Genomic DNA, 16389 nt, shown 5'->3' with positions numbered 1-16389 from the left:
ACGTTCAAGGTTGCGAAAGTGGCTTTCGCAGCACCTGAAAGTGGGCGGATAACGGGTTCCTGAGTGGTAAGGGGGTTCGACCGGCTTGCCACTCACGAGCCGGCGACCCACTCGGTTCCGGTGCCCCGTGTGCTCGCGAGGGCTCGGAGGCCTTCACCGTCGTAGAGGTCGAGCATCCGGCGCGCGGAACGCGATTCGCCGGGGAAGACGAACAGCAGCGTCCCGGTCTCGTCCGCGAGCAGTTGCGCCCGCTGGAGGACGCGAATCCCGGTGGCGCCGAAGAACTCGACCTCCGAGAGGTTGACGATCAGCTTGGCACCACGGCCATGGAGCCGCTCACTGAGCATCTCCCACAACCGGGGCGCGGTGTCGAGGTCGATCTCGCCGTTCACCTTGACGACAGCGGTTCCCTTCGCGGGCCTCGACACCCGCAGGCGAAGGCGGCCCCCTGGCGCACCCAATGCCTGCAACTCCGCGGGCACGAACAGAGCACGCTTCGTTTGAGGCGTACGAGGTACCGACAGAGAGGTCATACGGTGGAAGTACCCCGTTTTCGCGCCGCGTGAAACAGCCGGACGCTTGAAGATCGGCTCGAACGGGTACTCGTCGCACGTCGGAGGTGATGGTCGATGTCGCAAGCACAGTACGGAACCGGGCCCGTGGTGACCGGATTCGACGGGTCGCGGGAAGCTCGCCGGGCCGCCCAGTGGGCGGCCGCCGAAGCGAAGACCCGAGGGCTCGGCCTGGTCCTCGCGTACTGCACCGGGGATCGCTTGCCACCGCCCGGTTCCGACCCCGTCGCGGCACCGCTCACCGAGGTCGTCCCCGGCTCGGCCGAGGCGGAACCGGCGCGACTCCAACTGGATTCCATGGCCGAAGCGCTCCAGCACACCGACCCGGGACTCGACGTCCGGACGGTCGTCCGGGGCGGCACCCCGGACGAGGTGCTGACGTCCGTCGCCGACGAGACGGACGCGACGATGATCGTGCTGGGCGAATCCCACACCGGCGTATTCGCCCGTGCCATGACCGGCTCGACCGAATCCGAGGTCACCACGCACGCCGGGCGTCCGGTGATCGTCGTCCGCGGGGACGAGGCCCCGCCGGACGGTCCGGTGATCCTCGGTACCGACGGCACGGAGCAGAGCGCTCAGGCGGCCGGATTCGCGTTCGACTTCGCGGCGAGGCACGGTCTGACCGTGCACGCGGTCCACGCCGCGAGGCTTCCCGTCTGGGGACCGGCGAGCGAACCGCTGCTCGGCGGCCCGGTACTGGATCCGGCGCCGGCGATCCCCCAGGACGTGGCCGACGAACTCGTCGACCGGCAGCTGAGCCCCTGGCGGGAACGCTATCCGGACGTGCCCGTGGAGATCGTGCACGGCGTCGGCCCGACAGCGCAGGCGTTGACCGTCCAGTCCAGCGAGGCGGCGTTGCTGGTGCTCGGCCGGAGCGACCATGGCGGTCTGCGGCGTCTGTTGCTGGGTTCGGTCAGCGACGACGCGCTCCATCACGCCCATTGCCCGGTAGCGGTGGTGCGTTCGTGAGGGTCACCCGTCCAGCGGGGCGGCCAGTCCGCCGAGAACCTTTTGCGACGCCCGCAGTTCCTGCGCCATGAGGAGGCCGGCGGCCCGCGCCTTGGCGAGGTTCTGCCCGACCTCGGACACGGCGTCCCAGGCTTCGGCCGCCGGGCCGGTGGCCGGGAGGTCGCCGTCCAGCAGGCTCTCTTCGAGCTGCTGCTGGAGTCCGGGAAGGACGTGGGCGAGGTCGTCGGCCAATTGACGCAACGCCCCGAGCGTCCGGCCGAGGTCGGCTGCCGAGTCCGGCTCGCCGTCGCGCACTCGCCGGTACAGGTGACGCACCACGGAAGAGGCCTGTGCGGCCAGCAGGTACGGCGGCTCCGCCGAAACGAGGTCCATGACCGCTAATACCCAGCGGGGGCATCGGGAAAACAGGTTTGCCGTTTCGAAGCCGGGGTAATCCCCGCTTCGTGACCGGAGACGACCTCACGTTCGGTATCGAAGAGGAGTTCTTCGTTGTCGACCCCCGAGGACAGCTTTCCCAGAGTGGCGACCTCGTCATCGACTCCGCCGAGGAGCCCCGAGGCGAACTCCAGCGCGAACTGACCCGATCGCAGGTCGAAACCGCGACGGACATTTGCCGCACGCACGAAGAAGCGTTGCGTCAGTTGCGGGGCCTGCGGGGCGAACTCGCCGAAGCCGCGGCACAGCGTGGCTGCCGTCTGCTGCCCTGCGGGAGCCCGCCGATGGCCGAGAGCGACCTGCCGCACATCACGCCGAATCCCCGCTACGAGCGGATGGCCGAACATTTCGGTGCCACCGCGAGGACTTCGCATACTTGCGGTTGCCACGTCCACGTCGCGATCCCCGATCGTGAGACGGGGGTCCGGTTGATCTCGCATTTCCGCCCCTGGCTCCCCGCGCTGCTCACGCTCACCGCGAATTCCGCGATCTCCGACGGTTTCGACACCGGCTACTCCAGTTGGCGCTACCAGCAGTGGACCCGATGGCCGTCCGCCGGGCCGCCGCCGGAGTTCACCTCGCTGGACCACTACGAGAGCATCGTCGACGCCTGGCTGCGCGCGGGCGCGATCCTCGACCGCAAGATGGTTTATTGGGACGTAAGGCTTTCCGAGGCGCAACCGACCGTGGAGTTCCGGTTCTCCGACGTGGCGGCGACCCCGGAGGAAGCGACGCTGCTCGGCGTCCTGATCCGGGGCCTGGTCACCACGATCCTCGACAGCACCGAGCCGGCGCCCGGGCTCTCCAACGAAATCCTCCGCGCTCACCTCTGGCGCGCGTCGCGAGAAGGACTTTCCGGCCAGTGCCCGCATCCGCGGACCGGTGACCTCGCCCCCACGGCGAAGGTGATCAGCGACGTCGTGGACTTCGCCGCGGCCGCGCTGGAGATGACCGGGGACCTGGACTTCGTCCGTGACGGCTGTGCCCGGCTGATCGCCGACGGCGGCGGCGCGGACCGCCAGCGCGTACTGTTCGCGCGATGCGGGCTGCCGGGCGACGTCGTGGAGCAGTTCGCCTTCTAGCGCTTGGTCTCGGTGACCGGCGCGCCGACGTCCCTGCTTCGCCGGGGCTGCCCGCGCCGGGTCACCTCGCGGCCGGTGGACGCACAACCTCGCTACGCCGGCCGCTATCCGGCGGGTTACCCGCTTTGGCGGCGATAAACCTCCGGCTACCCGGCCGATCCGGCCTTGAGCGCCTTGAGCATGTCCCGCATCGTGCCGTCGTCCACCGGCAGCGCCCGCAACGCCGCCACCGCCCGGCCCTGAACCGACGAACACCAGCGCCACCAGGAATCGAGGATCTCCGGCTCTCTCGCCTCGTCCGCGGGCACGAGCGCGGGCCAGCCCAGCGCGTCGGCCTGCGCGGTCACCGCGCCACCGCCGTCGACCGGGTCGACGGCCAGCACCGGGATCCCCGCGCGGAGTCCCAGCACCAGCCCGTCCGGGCGGGTGGTGACCGCGACGTCCAAATGGGACAGGATCGAGGTGAATTGATCAGGTGTCGCACAGTGTTCCCAGTCGGAAGCCGCCAGACGCGGGTCGAGCGGGACCCGGCCGCAGTCGAGTCCGGCGAGCCATTTCGTCACCGAGGCCCGCACGGGGCCGGGCTCCGGCCCGAGGATCACCCCCACCACCAGGACCTCGTCGGTCGGGGCGCCGACCGCCAGGTCCGGGGTGGCGATCCCGGGGTGCGCCCCGGCCAGCACCTCCTCGAAGCCGGCGACCGTCTCGTCGTCCGGGTCGTCCACCGAGACGCCGACGGCGATCCGCGAACAGTGCGCGAACCGCCGGTGCACCTCGCGGATCTGCCACCCGTGGACAGGGCCACCGGCGAACACGACATGGCTGTAGCGCGCCGGATCCGCCTCCTCGTAAGCCAGGCCTTCCCGTCGGCAGGCGGGGCTCCACGCTAGGTCGTGAGGCATTCCCGCGGCGGAAAGGGCCACGCCGACCCTGCGCATACCGAGAACGTCCCCCGCGGAAGCGCCACCGTCACGGAAACTCGCCCATCCGATCACCAAAGCTCGCATACCCGACGCTTACCCCGCCTGGCCGGGTTCACACCTCGCGAACCTGTTGCGGGAGAGCCGGCTGTCCGGGGACTCGTGAGTGTTTTGGGTCGTTCTAACGACCCAAAACACTCACGACCGGGCGGAAGCGTCCCGCACGGCCGACTCGGGCAGTTCGCCGGCGGGCGCGACGCCGTCGATCCAGTCCTGCCCGGTGACCAGTTCCATCAGTTCCTCGTAGAGCGCGTCGACGCGCTGGTCGGATCGGGCCAGGGACTGGAACACCTCGGTCGTCGGTCCCTCGAACGCCTTGCCGAGATCCTCCGCCATCGAACAGACCAGCCCGGCCATCTCGCCGAAGCGACCGGAAAGCCCGATCGGGACGGTGAACTCGGGCCGCAGCAGTTCCTTCTCGTTCACGGTCTCGCCCTTGTGGCCCGTATTCCCTTCGTCATGGGTAGGGCTACCCGCTGTGGTTCCGGCTTAACCGGCGTCGAGGCGCTGGACGAGACGGCGGGCGGGCAGCGCCATCGCGCCGAGCCCGATCGACGTCGTCACTTCGTCCGTGGGCGTGACGAGCAGCTGGTCGATCTCTTCGACCAGCGTCCGGCAGCGCTCCAGCTTGTCCGGATCACCCGAACGAGCCACCTCCGCGAGCGTCTCGAGCAGGTCGCCGACCACCCCGCGCGCGTATTCCCCGGGATGCCGGAACGGCTGCTCGCTCCGGGCCGCCTCGCTGACCGCGTCGATCAGCTGGGCGAGCGGCGGCCACAGGGAAACGAGGTTCGCCAGCGGCTCCTCCCGCACCTCACGCCGTCGACGCAGATTCAGGTACCGGCCCTCCCGCTGCCAGCCGATCGCGTCCTCGGCTTCGGCCGCCAGGCTCCGGACGTCGCGCATACGCCGGTCCAGATGATCCGCCGCTTCGGGCGGCTCTCCGCCGCGGACCAATGCGGCGGTCTCCTTCAGGACGTCCTCGATGGCCGACGCGAGCCGGGACGTCGCGGACCACAGGCGTTCACCGTGCAGTGGCGGCAGGACGACCGCGTTGAGCACCGCGCCGATCGCCGCGCCCAGCGCGGTTTCCAGCAGCCTGTCGGCGAGCAGGACGGGTTCGGTCGCGTTGCCGTAGGAGATCAGCAGCATGCCGGTGATCCCGACCCAGATGCCCGAATCACCGAAGCCCTGCCACGAACCGATCAGGAGTCCGGCGAAGATGACCACTCCGAGCGCCACCGTCACCGATGGGATGAAGTGACCGGCGCACGCCGCGAGGAGTACGCCGGCCCCGACCGCGCCGACCTGCTGTGCCCAGCCACGCAAAGACCGGTAGACGGTGGCCTGCACCAGGAACACGGCCGCGTACGGAGCCAGGAACGGCTGCGGCAGGTGCAGGACCGACGTCGCGACGATCCACGCGATCACGGCGGCCGCCGCGGCCTTCGCGGTCTGGACGAGACTCCGTCGTTCCTCACCCGGGAGCCGCATCGCCCGGCGAAACCAGGCGTACGCCGATGTCCGGCCCGTTGTAGTCATGGGCACCTCCTCGTGCCCCGGCTACCCGGTCCGGCCACCCGGCGAAACCGCGGCGCCGGTCTCAGCGCCGGTAGTGGACCTCGCCACGCAGCGCGGGTGCGGTGGGGTCACCGCAAAGCTGTTCGAACGTCACGTCGAGGGCGGTGAGGCCTTCGGCGTCACGTTCGAGGTGGCTGACCGTGTACGTCGAATAGTCGTCTTCGCAGCCCAAACCCAGTGAAATGGCATAGATGCGCGCACCACCGGCGTAGGTGATCGGAGCCGTACACCTCGAGTGGGGGCCCGACACGCGAGTCACGTCCCGCGGGAGTGTTGCGAAGCCACTTTCGCAACGTTGAAGGTTGCGAAAGTGGCTTTCGCAACACTCGTCGCAACACCCGCCACGGCGCCGGACCCGACGACCGGCACCGGCCACGACACGTCTGCCTTACCCCTTCTCAGTGCACCCGCCGGTCTTCGGCCGTGCCCCGGTACCGGATCGTCCACAGGCTGCGCCGGATGTAGGTGCGTTGCAGCCACCGGTCCCGCCCGTTGTGCCGCGCGAAGAACTGCGAACGCGCGTGCAGGCCCTTGCGGTTGTTGATCAGCAGCGCGGTGCCCGGCTCCAGTTTGACCTGGTGCGCGACCTCGCGGCAGATCCGCTGCAGTTCCTCCAGCGCCTGCTCGGCCTCGACGGTCTCCCCCACCACGCCGTTGGCCGAGACGGCCACCTCGGGCGAGTCCGCCGGCCCGGAGATGACCGGCACCAGGTCCGACAGTACGTCGGCGCCCTTCGCGACATCGCGCACGTAGCTGCCGGGCGCGTTGAGCCGGAACAGCGGACGGCGCAGGGTCTCTAGGACCTCGGGGCTCAGGGCCGCCGAGATGTCCCGGCCGTCGGCGTAATAGGTGACGGCTTCCTTGTTCCCGTCCTGGCGAACGCAGTTCAGCACCAGGAAGTCCGGATTGGACACGTCGTACCGGCCGACCTCGTCGTGCACGATGTCGTTGTGGAAGTTCAGGAACACATGCGAGCTCTGATTGGTCTGGCTTCGCGCCCCAGCCGACACCGGGACGACGTCGTGTACGAGACGCCCGCTCTTCTCGGTGGTGAAACCGACCGGCTCGCCGAGCAGCTGGCTCAGTCCCAAAAGGACGGTCTCGGCGACGAAGGTCTTCTTGTCCTTGCTGGGCTCGCCGTCGATCGGGGTCTCCGGCAGTTCCGGGTCCACCGGCAGGTTGCGCACGAGTGCGACGCCGGGCGTGTCGACGTGCCTGCCGAAGTCCAGGATCGTCTGCAGCTGGTCGATGGGCAGCCGTGAGAAGGCCACCCGGAGCATCGCCAGCGAGCGGTCGATGTCGTCGACGGGGTTCGGGAAGGTCCGCAGTTCGCTTCCGATGGTCTCCCGGACCTCGTCGGCGAGGACGACCTCGGCGAACGTGCTGACAAGGGTTTCCTGCTTGCTGGTCATGGCGTCCTATCTACTTTCCGCCGCCGCTGGATCGACGGTCTTCTCCGAGTCCTTTTCGGACTTGTTCCGGAACTTGGCGATCAGGGTGAGCGCGGGCGCGGTGGCGATCGTCGAGACCAGCGTCATGATCACGAGCATCGCGAACACCGTCGGACTGATCACCTTCAACTGGAGCCCGACGTTGAGCACCACCAGTTCGGTCAAGCCCCGGCAGTTCATCAGCGCCCCGAGTGACATCGATTCGCGCCAGCCGACGCCGGTCAGCCGTGCCGCCGTGGTGCTGCCGACCCATTTGCCGAACACCGCCACCGCCGTGATCACCACGGTCCACAGCCACATCGAACCGGAGCCGAGCAGGCTGAACTCGGTGTGCAGTCCGGTATAGGCGAAGAAGAGCGGGAGCAGGAGCGTCAGAGTCACGCTGCCGAGTTTCCCGGCGGCACGGGCGACGACCGGATCCTTCCGCGGCGCGATGACGCCGAACAGGAAGGCGCCGAACAGCGCGTGGATGCCGATCTCGTTGGTGGCCAGCGCGGACAGCATGATCCCGCCGAGCAGGATCGCCAGCACCGCGGGCTCGGGTACCCGGGCGAGCAACTTGAGCAGCAGCGGCCGGACCACGTAGATCATCACCACGACGAACACCATCGTGAGCCCGATGGTCAGGAACACCTCGGACGGCGTGCCGCCCTGGCTGACCGCGACCACCACGGCGAGGAGACACCACGCGGCGACGTCGTCGACGGCCGCGCAGGTGAGCGCGAGCGCGCCCAGCGGGGTCTTCGAGATGCCCCGGTCGGTCAGGATCCTCGCCAGGACCGGGAAGGCCGTCACGCTCATGGAGACCGCGATGAACAGCCCGAAGGCGAGGAAGCTGACGTCACCGCCGAAGATCGGGTACATGCCGAGCGCGAGGACGATGCCGGAGACCATCGGCAGCGCGATGCTGACCTGGCTGACCGTCACCGCGGTGAACCCGCGCCGCCGCACCGCGTCGACGTCGATCTCGGAACCGACCAGATACATGAAGAAGATCAAACCCAGCTGCGACAGGATGTTGATCGCCGAGACGACGCCGGTGGGGAACAGCCAGCCGAACCCGCCGGGCCAGAGCAGCCCGAACAGGGACGGTCCCAGCAGGATGCCCGCGACGATCTCACCGATCACGGCGGGCTGGCCGAGCCGTCTGGCCAGCACTCCCGCCAGGTAACAGGCGCCGAGGATCACCGGCAGCGCGACCAGAAGGCGCGCGTAGGTGTCGGGGCCACCCGCGGCCGCCTTCGCGGGCGTGCCCGCGACCGGCTCGTAGGCCGAACCCAGCCCGAGCACGACGACGACCACCACCGCCGGCACCGCGATCAGTACCGTCCCGACGAGGATCCGGCGCACTGTGGTTCGCCGGCTCCGCTCCTGTACCGCTGACTCCATCGAGATCTCCTTAACCCGCACGCAATTCCAGCGTGCAGCATTTGACGCTGCCACCCGCCTTGAGCAATTCGGACAAATCGGCACCGATGGGTTCGAAACCGTGTTCCCGCAATTGCGCGGTCAGACCGGTGGCCGCCTGCGGAAGCACGACGTGCTTTCCGTCCGACACGGCGTTGAGGCCGAAAACGGCGGCGTCGCGCTCCGAGGCCAAGATCGCGTCGGGGTACATCTCCTTGAGTACCAGGCGGCTGTCCTCCGAGAACGCCTCCGGGTAGTACATGACCGTGTCGTCGTCGAGTACCGCGAGCGCGGTGTCCAGGTGGTAATAACGCGGGTCTATCAAGGTCAGCCCGATCACCGCGCGGCCGAAGAACTCCCGGGATTCGTTGTGCGCCTCGGGGTTCGTGCGGAAACCGGTCCCGGCGAGAATCCGCTGCCCGGCGACGAGGTAGTCGCCCTCCCCCTCGTTGACCCACTGCGCTTGCCGCACATAGCGATAGCCGTTCGCCCGGAACCACTCCAGGTACGCCTCGGATTCACCGGCGCGCTGCATGTGATGGAACCGTGCGACGAGCACCTGACCGTCGACGACGGTGGCGCCGTTGGCGGCGAACACCATGTCGGGCAGGCCGGGCACCGGTTCGAGCACTTCGACGCGGTGCCCCAGATCGGTGTACAGATCGTGCAGCCACTCCCACTGTGCGACGGCCAGTTCGGTGTAAGTGGGCTTCTTCGGGTCCATCCACGGATTGATCGAATACTCGACGTCGAAGTACGTCGGTCTGACCATCAGATAATGCCGTTCAGTGGCTGTACGAGACACGCTGTCCTCCACGCGATTTTGGGCGTCTTCCACCACCGGGCCCTGGGTAAGGGTCCGGATCCGTCGAAAGAATTCGTTGCTACTTCTGGGTTTCGCTGAGCTTGACCTCGATCTTCCCGGCCAGGTCGTTCGCGTTCCGCATGGCGTCGTCGAACGACGAACCGAGCGCGCCGATACCGCCGAAGATGTTGTTGCCCAGCGGCGGCCGCTTGATCAGATCACCCGGCTTCGCGAAGATCTTGAGGTAGTACAAGGATTGCGAGTTGTTCACCGCCGGCGGGACGGCGATCGACTCGATCACGCCACCCGGGCAGATCAGGCACATCGCCGCCGTGTGCACTCCGGTCGGGGTGAAGTGATCGACGTCCGGCCGCACGCCCCGGGAGACGTCCATGAGTCCCTTGATCGGGTCGTAGCCTGCCGAAAGCCGGGCCATATGGTCGAGCCCTCCTCCGCCGGGACGGACGGCGATCTCCAGCAGGAACGGCTTTCCCTGGTGGAAACGGACTTCGGCGTGCAGTGCGCCGCGGGTGATCCCCTGCGACTGGACCCCGGCGGCCACCACGGCCTGCACCTCGGCCACCTGCTCCGGCGTGAGCGACGTCGGGGCGTGGTGCACGTCGTCGTCGAAGGTCTCCCCCTCGGAGGTGACGCGGTCCACAATGGAACCGAGGTAGACCTCTCCGTCCCAGGCGAGTGCCTCGATGAGGTGCTCATGACCGTCCAAGAAGGACTCGACGAGCAGGCCGTGCGGGCCGAGGTCCAGCCCTTCGGCCTCCATGTTGTACCAGGTCATCCGATCGATGCCTTCGCGCGCCTGTGCGTAGCGCTCCCGCATCTTCTCCTCGTCGTCGACCCGGAAGACGAAGTTGCTGGCCGCGCCCAGGGTCGGCTTCAGGATCACCGGGTAGCCGAAGTCTTCGGCGGCCTGCAGGGCCGCGTCGAGGTCCTCGACGAACCGGAAGTCCGGATGCGCCGCACCGCCCTTTTCGTGTGCCTGCCGCATGATGAGCTTGTTCCGGCTGGTCCGCGCCGCGTCGACGCCGATCCCGGGCAGGCCGAGCGCGTCGGCCACCGCGGCGACCAGGACCACGCCGGACTCGGAGAAGGTGAGCACGCCGTCGAAGGATTCCTCGGCGTGCCAGGCCTTCGCGTGGCGGATGAGGTCGTCGATGTGGTTGCTGCCGGCGATCCGGTAGCGCTCGGACGGCCAGAGGTCCTCCGTGCCGATCCCGTTGAGCACGTACAGGACCCCGCCGAAGTCCTCGATCTGCTGATACCGGGGAAGGTAGTAGTAGGAGTTCTGGCTGGCTTCCAGCGCGAGCAGTTTCACGACACACCTCGTAGGGCAGGACGGGTTGGGTGGATGCCGGACGCGCGCACGAGCGGCCGGTCGAGCGGTTCGAGTCCGGTGGGGACCGGGTTCGCGCCGGTCAGGCGGGCGGCCAGCGACCGGGCGATCAGCGGGGCGAATTTGAACGACGAGCCCCCGCACGCCGCGTAGGACAGGACGTGGTCGCCGAGGATGGCGAGCATCGGGCCGAGGGTGGAGCGCCGGGCCAGGTAGTGGCAGTCCCGGGTGTCGACCAGCCAGTCCCGGCGGAAGCCCGGGATCAGCGCGGCGAACGTGTCGATCAGATGCTCGCGCCACCAGGAGGGCGTCCTGCCGCCGCCGACCTCGTCGACGACCCGGCAGGCGCTCGCGGCACTGAGCTTCAACGGCGTCCCGGCGACCGGTGGCACCAGCCAGGCGCCGCCGGGGGTGCCGAGCGAGGTGATCGCCGGTGTGGCCGCCCACGCGGCGGCGTCGGACGGTGGGATGTCGCAGTAGAGCATCGTCTGCCGGTGCAGCACGAGTTCCCTGGACAGCTCGGGCGCCAGCAGGTCTCGCGACCACGGCCCGGCCGCCAGCAGGACGGCGTCGCCCCGCAGGATCTCGCCGTCGGCCAGCCGCACCTCGGCGCGATCGGCGTCGACCCCGACCACCTTGCGGTGCGGATGGAGTTCGGCGTGCGCGTGCCAGCGCAGCCAGCCGGCGCAGGCCGCCAGGACGCGATCCGCGAGCAGGACCCCGGCGTGCGCCTCGTGGACCGCGCCCGTGCCAGGGGCGAACCCGGCGTGGGGGAACTCGGCGGCGAGCTCGCCCGCGCCGAAGAACTCCGCTTTGGACCCCGCGGCGGTCAGCAGTTCCTGCGCGGCCGTCGCCTTGCCGTCGGCGATCGCGGTGAGCGCGCCGACCTGTTCGTAGAACGACGTGGACAGCAGGTGTTCGAGTTCGATCCACGCGTGATGCGCGCCGACCGCGGCCGCCGTCGTGGCGGGATCGTCGAAATGCAGGGCGCGCAGGACCCGGTGACGATCGAACGACGTCGCGCCGGAGAACGGGATGTCGGCCTGGTCGGCGATGACCACCTCGTGCCCGGCCGACACGCACTCGACGGCGGTCAGCAGCGCGATGACGCCACCGCCCGCGAGCACGATCCGCATGGCCTTCCCCCTCCGGACGAAAAGTTCAGGTGGACACCACGGGATGCCCGGACGCCGCGGCCGGGTGAGGCGCGGCGTCCGGGACGACCCCCGGTGCGAAAGGAATCAGGAGTTGCGCGGGGTCACGAACGTGTCGTTGATGACGTAGCCGTCGAGGCCGTACGTCTCCCCGTATTCGATGAGATCACTGGTGCGGTTGAGGAAACCGCGCCCGTTGTTGTTCAGCGAGGTGTTGCACAGCACGCTGAACCCGGTCTGCTCGCGGAACGCCTCGAGCAGATCCGTGATGCCGGCGTTGCGTTCCCGCGTCACCGTCTGGGTGCGCGCGGTGCCGTCGACATGGGTGATGGCCTTCAACTCGTCGGAAGTGACGTGGTTGAAGTACAGCATGTACGGATCCTGCACCGAACCGACGAACCACTGGGGAGCGTCGGATTCCAGCGCGATCGGCGCGATCGGGCGGTAGTCCTCCCGGCGCTTGATCTTGTTGAGCCGCACGGTGGTGTCGACGGTGAACGGCGCGGCGAGAATGGACCGGTTGCCCAGCGCCCGCGGCCCCATCTCGTACCGGCCCCTGGCCCAGCCGATGATGTTGCCGTCCTTGATGTACTTCGCGACCTCGCTCGCCACGAGCGGCCGCGTCTCGTACTTCGCCGGATCCGGGACGACGTCCTCGACGAAGTTCTCCCCCGCGTAGACGTCCCAATCGATGGTCGCCTGCCCGGTGTAGAACCACTGCGCGTCGATCGCCGTGCCCAGCGCGGAACCGCTGTCGTTGGGGCAGGGCGGCACGAACACCGAGGAGAACAGGCCGCTCTCGCGCCACAACCGGTTCCAGTCGCAGTTCAGCCCGCAACCGCCGGAGATCAGCAGAGGCAGTCCCTCGGTCATGTTCTTCGCGGCGTAGTCGTAGAACCGGTCGAAGATCGCCTGCGAGTGTTTGGCGGCCGCGTTGCGGTACTCCTGCGACCAGACACCGGCGTTGTACAGATGGGACCAGGACATCTCCTCTTTGGACAGACCGAGGATGATGCCGTCGCGGTCGAGGATGAAGTCGATGGTCTTCTGCTCGTCGGGTGTGAGCGGGCCCGGCTCCGCGAACCCGGTCAGCGCCATCTGCTTGCCCGCGTCGTTGAACCGGAACTTTCCCTTGCCCAGCGGGAACTTCGGGTCCGCCAGGGCGAACAGGTAGGCGTACTTCGCGCCCGGGTCGGTCAGCACGTGCTGCAGGTGAGTGGCCTCACCGCGCTCGTCGATCCGGTAGAAGTCCCCGATGTTCCCTTCCCACACCAGGGAGTAGTACGCCTGGCCGGGTGCCGCGGGGGCCATCCCGAGGGAGGTGTAGATATGCGAGCGCTCGTGGGTCGAGGAGAAGTAGCGCACGTCCTTGCCGAAGAACTTCCCCGCCTCGTCGGAGACCGCGCCCTCGCCGACACCGAAGTATCCGGTGCGGGAAGGGGGTTCCACCGAGAACTCGCCCTTGACCCAGCCGCCGAGCGCGACCACGTCGGGCTGTCTGTCGAGCATGCCCGCCGCACGCGCCATCAGCTCGCCGGTGATCCGGTCGTAGCGCGGGTAGTTGTCCTTTTCCGACTCCAGCGCGAACAGCAGCTTGCCGTCCTCGATCGCCACGATCCCGCCATCGTGACCCTCTTTCATGGACAGAATCAGCATTGTGTCACCGAATTTCGCTCGCCTTCATTCGTCGATTCATTCAAGCCGCGCGGCCCGTTGACCGGAAGCTCCGCACGGGGAGAACAATCAACCTTCGGACGAGCCACCCGGCAGGGTGCGCACGGCCTCGCGGCGCAGCGACTCGAACGCGGTCTTCCGCGCCCTGCGGCCCGCCATCGGGACGGCGGCGGCGAGCGGGTTCGGATCCCGTTGCCGCTCGGCGGCGAAAGCGCTGACCAACCGGGAAACCGCGTAGCGGCCGGCCACGTTGGCGCGCTGCAGCAAACCGGCGTCCACCACGGATTCGAGGAGTTCGTCGGCCGTTTCGATCATGATGCCCATCGCCGCGGCGACGCCGATGGACGTCGTCCAGCCCGCGCCGCTCTGCCCGAAGTGATGGATGGCCTCCCGCCCGGCGGGCGAAAGATGTTCGTACGCCGACGTGAACCGGTCGCGCACATTGACGTCACCCACACAGAGGCTGTCCATGAGCCGTTCGCGATCGGCGAGCTGGCCCGCCGTGTAGGCGATCGCCCATTCCGGACGCGCCGCGATCCTGCGGCCGACGATGTTGACCGCCAGCGGGAGATCGCCGCACAGATCGGCGATCGCGTCGGTCGCGTCATGTTCGGCGCGGACCCGGTTCGCTCCGGCGATCCGGACGATCAATTCCAGGGATTCGTTGCGCGTGAACGTATCCAGCTCGACACGGTTCGTGTCCTCCAGGCCGAGCAGCCGGGCGCGGCTGGTCACCACGACCTGACTGTGCGGCGCCTGGCCGAGCAGCGGCCGTACCTGACCTTCGTCGCTGACGCCCGCCAGCAACACGAACAACCTGCGTTCCGCCAACAGGGATCGGTACAACCCGATCCGCTGCATCGGGTCGTCGGGTACGAGGTGCGCCGGCACGCCGAGCGCGCGCAGGAAGCCGCGCACGATCCCGTTGGCCGACCGGCCACCGGTTCCGCTGTTGCTCAGATCCGCGTAGAGCTGCCCGTCCGGGAAGTCCGCGGCGACCTCTTCGGCCAGCCGCAAGGCGAAGGCCGTTTTACCTACACCGATCGGACCACTGATGAGCAACGGCACTTTGACCGGCCCGGTCGCCCCGATCATCCCGGCGGCTTCGGCCAGATCACGCTCCCGGCCGACGAAGGTCCTCGAACCCATGGGCAGCTGCGCCGGACGGGCGAGGTGGATGACCCCGGACGCCAGCGCGTGCGCGCCGTCCACGGGAACCTCGGCCTGCGGTGGCGCCGGCGCACGCTCCTCGCGCGCCTCGACGCCGACACCCGTCTGCCCGGCGATGCTCCGCCAACGCCGTTCCCACGCCGCGCGGTCCCCGCCGCACGCGGACACGAACGCCAGTGTCACGGCGAGGGTGGGCAGCCGGTGGCCGCTGGCCGCGCTGGACAGCACGGAAGGCGCGAACAGCGCCGTCCGGGCGAGTTCCCGGTAGCTCGGGTTTCCCGCCCGGTTCCGTAACACCCGCAGATCATGAGCGAATGCGGCGATCGGACCAGTGGAGCCGTCCAACGGTCGCTCGGGTCTGCCCATGCCATCTCCTCCCCTGGATGGGGCAACGCGATCGCGCTGCGTGACCGACATCCTTGCGGCCTTCCTGGCCACAACCCTAAAGGACCAATGAACCATGCAGCAGATACAAATAGGTGACTCAATGTACAAAGTCCAATAGTTGGACGCGGAAATTCACCTGCTTGGTGGCACCGGATAGGGTTCGTCCATGTCTGACCCCCTGCCGCCACTCGCGGAACTCCGGCGAGCCGCCGAAGTGTTCAACGGCTTCGCGAATGCCGACACCTCATGGCTCCGGCTGATCCACGAAACAGCCGACAAAAGAGGGCTCTCCGCGATCGACCTGTCACAGGCCGCTCATCGCACAATTCTTCTGCGCTGGCTGAACTCGTGGGGATGCCGCATCCGGTATCCGCGCGAAGGCGAGCCCGCCCCCTACGACGACGGGGTCCGGACCTGGTGGGAAGCCTGGGGCGCCCGCCTGCCGGACGTCGACCTCGTCCACCTGACGGATGCCGGTATCGACACGGCCGCGAAGGCCTACTCGGACCTCGCGAGCGTCGTCGTCTCAGCCGGACGGTCGCGGCGTACGCTGGGCCCGACCGCCGCGGCCAAGGCACTGTATGCGTTGCGGCCCAACACGATCATGCCGTGGGACGCCGCGATCGCGGCCACCCTCCACGGCGACCGGGACGGCGCCGCGTTCGGCAGGCACCTGCGCCTCGGCCGCGACTGGGCCGCCGCGGTGATCGCGGAGGCCGGGTCTTCCGGGATCTCCGGGGAAGCGATCCCCGCCCTGATGGGCAGGCCGGTGCCCCTGGCGAAGATCCTGGACGAATACCTTTACGTCGCCTTCACCATGGGCGACAGAGGTGACTGGGGAACAGAAAACGGAGAATGGTGGAAAAATGGCAACCGGGGATGACGTCAGGAAGATCGCTTCGGAGCTGCCCCGCGCCTATGAGGCGCTGGTCCGGGACCGAGTGAAGTTCCGGGTGGGGCGAATCGTCTTCCTTTCGCTCTCGCCCGACGAAACCGTACTGGGATTCGGCTATCCCAAAGAAGAGCGGGAAGCACTGGTGGCGGGCGAGCCGGACAAGTTCATGATGCCGATCGCATCCGATATGCGCTATCAGTGGGTTCGCGTCCGGCTGTCCGCGATCGATTACGAGGAGTTACGAGAGCTGATCGTCGACTCGTGGCGAATGTGCGTACCGAAGAAGGTCTGGACGGAATACCTGGAAAAGAACCCGAGCTGACTACGCCTTTCGGAGTGAGCCGTTCAGCCCCTCCGACTGCCCTTTTCGGTCGCGTGAATTGCCTTTCGGCCGACCGAAAAGACCCTTTCACGACAAAGGGGGCCTGCTGCCCGGGCTGCGGGTGGTCGTGAGTGGCGATTCGGGTTAGAAC

General features: G+C 68.2%; 17 protein-coding genes. 4 read left to right on the top strand and 13 right to left on the bottom strand.

What is annotated here, in order from left to right; all coding sequences use genetic code 11:
* Positions 1–92 precede the first annotated feature (92 nt).
* Positions 93–482: an STAS domain-containing protein gene (locus tag H5J31_RS06705; protein ID WP_328701397.1), complete on the bottom strand. Its 390-nt coding sequence runs from the start codon at positions 480–482 to the stop codon at positions 93–95.
* A 147-nt stretch (positions 483–629) separates the two neighbouring features.
* Here H5J31_RS06705 and H5J31_RS06700 point away from each other — a divergent pair, with 147 nt between their 5' ends.
* Entirely contained in the window at positions 630–1544 is a 915-nt protein-coding gene (locus H5J31_RS06700; protein ID WP_181771584.1) for a universal stress protein, read from the top strand.
* A 3-nt stretch (positions 1545–1547) separates the two neighbouring features.
* Here the strand turns inward: H5J31_RS06700 and H5J31_RS06695 are convergent, their stop codons facing one another.
* On the bottom strand, positions 1548–1916 hold the full coding sequence (locus H5J31_RS06695) for a hypothetical protein (protein WP_181771583.1): 369 nt from the start codon (positions 1914–1916) through the stop codon (positions 1548–1550).
* 71 nt (positions 1917–1987) lie between these two features.
* Here H5J31_RS06695 and H5J31_RS06690 point away from each other — a divergent pair, with 71 nt between their 5' ends.
* Complete coding sequence (locus H5J31_RS06690; RefSeq protein ID WP_181771582.1) at positions 1988–3061, top strand: carboxylate-amine ligase; 1074 nt, start codon at positions 1988–1990, stop codon at positions 3059–3061.
* A 146-nt stretch (positions 3062–3207) separates the two neighbouring features.
* Here the strand turns inward: H5J31_RS06690 and H5J31_RS06685 are convergent, their stop codons facing one another.
* From H5J31_RS06685 to H5J31_RS06635, 11 genes are all read right to left on the bottom strand, one after another.
* Positions 3208–4068, bottom strand: a complete 861-nt coding sequence (locus H5J31_RS06685; RefSeq protein WP_236004781.1) for a glycosyltransferase family protein — start codon at positions 4066–4068, stop codon at positions 3208–3210.
* A gap of 111 nt (positions 4069–4179) precedes the next feature.
* Positions 4180–4467: a PhoU domain-containing protein gene (locus tag H5J31_RS06680; RefSeq protein WP_328701396.1), complete on the bottom strand. Its 288-nt coding sequence runs from the start codon at positions 4465–4467 to the stop codon at positions 4180–4182.
* A 63-nt stretch (positions 4468–4530) separates the two neighbouring features.
* A complete protein-coding gene (locus tag H5J31_RS06675; protein ID WP_181771581.1) occupies positions 4531–5583 on the bottom strand; it encodes an FUSC family protein in 1053 nt (350 codons plus the stop codon).
* 61 nt (positions 5584–5644) lie between these two features.
* Entirely contained in the window at positions 5645–5872 is a 228-nt protein-coding gene (locus H5J31_RS06670) for a hypothetical protein (RefSeq protein WP_181771580.1), read from the bottom strand.
* A gap of 148 nt (positions 5873–6020) precedes the next feature.
* The gene (locus H5J31_RS06665; RefSeq protein WP_181771579.1) at positions 6021–7034 is read right to left on the bottom strand and encodes a TauD/TfdA family dioxygenase; all 1014 of its coding nucleotides are present in this window, start codon (positions 7032–7034) and stop codon (positions 6021–6023) included.
* Positions 7035–7040: 6 nt separating this feature from the next.
* Entirely contained in the window at positions 7041–8462 is a 1422-nt protein-coding gene (locus H5J31_RS06660) for a cation:proton antiporter (protein ID WP_181771578.1), read from the bottom strand.
* A 10-nt stretch (positions 8463–8472) separates the two neighbouring features.
* Positions 8473–9321 carry a dimethylargininase gene (gene ddaH / locus H5J31_RS06655; protein WP_407925039.1) on the bottom strand — a complete coding sequence of 283 codons (849 nt, stop codon included), beginning with the start codon at positions 9319–9321 and terminating at the stop codon, positions 8473–8475.
* Positions 9322–9364: 43 nt separating this feature from the next.
* A complete protein-coding gene (locus H5J31_RS06650; RefSeq protein ID WP_181771576.1) occupies positions 9365–10618 on the bottom strand; it encodes an ATP-grasp domain-containing protein in 1254 nt (417 codons plus the stop codon).
* A complete protein-coding gene (locus H5J31_RS06645) occupies positions 10615–11772 on the bottom strand; it encodes an NAD(P)/FAD-dependent oxidoreductase (RefSeq protein WP_181771575.1) in 1158 nt (385 codons plus the stop codon). Before H5J31_RS06645 ends, H5J31_RS06650 begins: the two co-directional genes overlap by 4 nt.
* A gap of 105 nt (positions 11773–11877) precedes the next feature.
* Positions 11878–13446 carry a carbamoyltransferase C-terminal domain-containing protein gene (locus H5J31_RS06640; protein ID WP_181771574.1) on the bottom strand — a complete coding sequence of 523 codons (1569 nt, stop codon included), beginning with the start codon at positions 13444–13446 and terminating at the stop codon, positions 11878–11880.
* Between the two features lie 87 nt (positions 13447–13533).
* Positions 13534–15000, bottom strand: a complete 1467-nt coding sequence (locus H5J31_RS06635; RefSeq protein WP_181771573.1) for an NB-ARC domain-containing protein — start codon at positions 14998–15000, stop codon at positions 13534–13536.
* A 187-nt stretch (positions 15001–15187) separates the two neighbouring features.
* Here H5J31_RS06635 and H5J31_RS06630 point away from each other — a divergent pair, with 187 nt between their 5' ends.
* Together H5J31_RS06630 and H5J31_RS06625 are read left to right on the top strand one after the other, a co-directional pair.
* Positions 15188–15904, top strand: coding sequence for a hypothetical protein (locus H5J31_RS06630; protein ID WP_181771572.1), 717 nt, complete (start codon positions 15188–15190; stop codon positions 15902–15904).
* On the top strand, positions 15888–16238 hold the full coding sequence (locus H5J31_RS06625) for an MmcQ/YjbR family DNA-binding protein (protein ID WP_181771571.1): 351 nt from the start codon (positions 15888–15890) through the stop codon (positions 16236–16238). Before H5J31_RS06630 ends, H5J31_RS06625 begins: the two co-directional genes overlap by 17 nt.
* Positions 16239–16389 lie beyond the last annotated feature (151 nt).

Origin of the sequence: Amycolatopsis pittospori, assembly GCF_013870525.1 — a bacterium.
GTDB classification, from domain to species: Bacteria; Actinomycetota; Actinomycetes; order Mycobacteriales; family Pseudonocardiaceae; genus Amycolatopsis; species Amycolatopsis pittospori.
The sequence above is the reverse complement of the archived record's forward strand: the minus strand, read 5'-3'. Positions and strand labels throughout refer to the sequence as shown.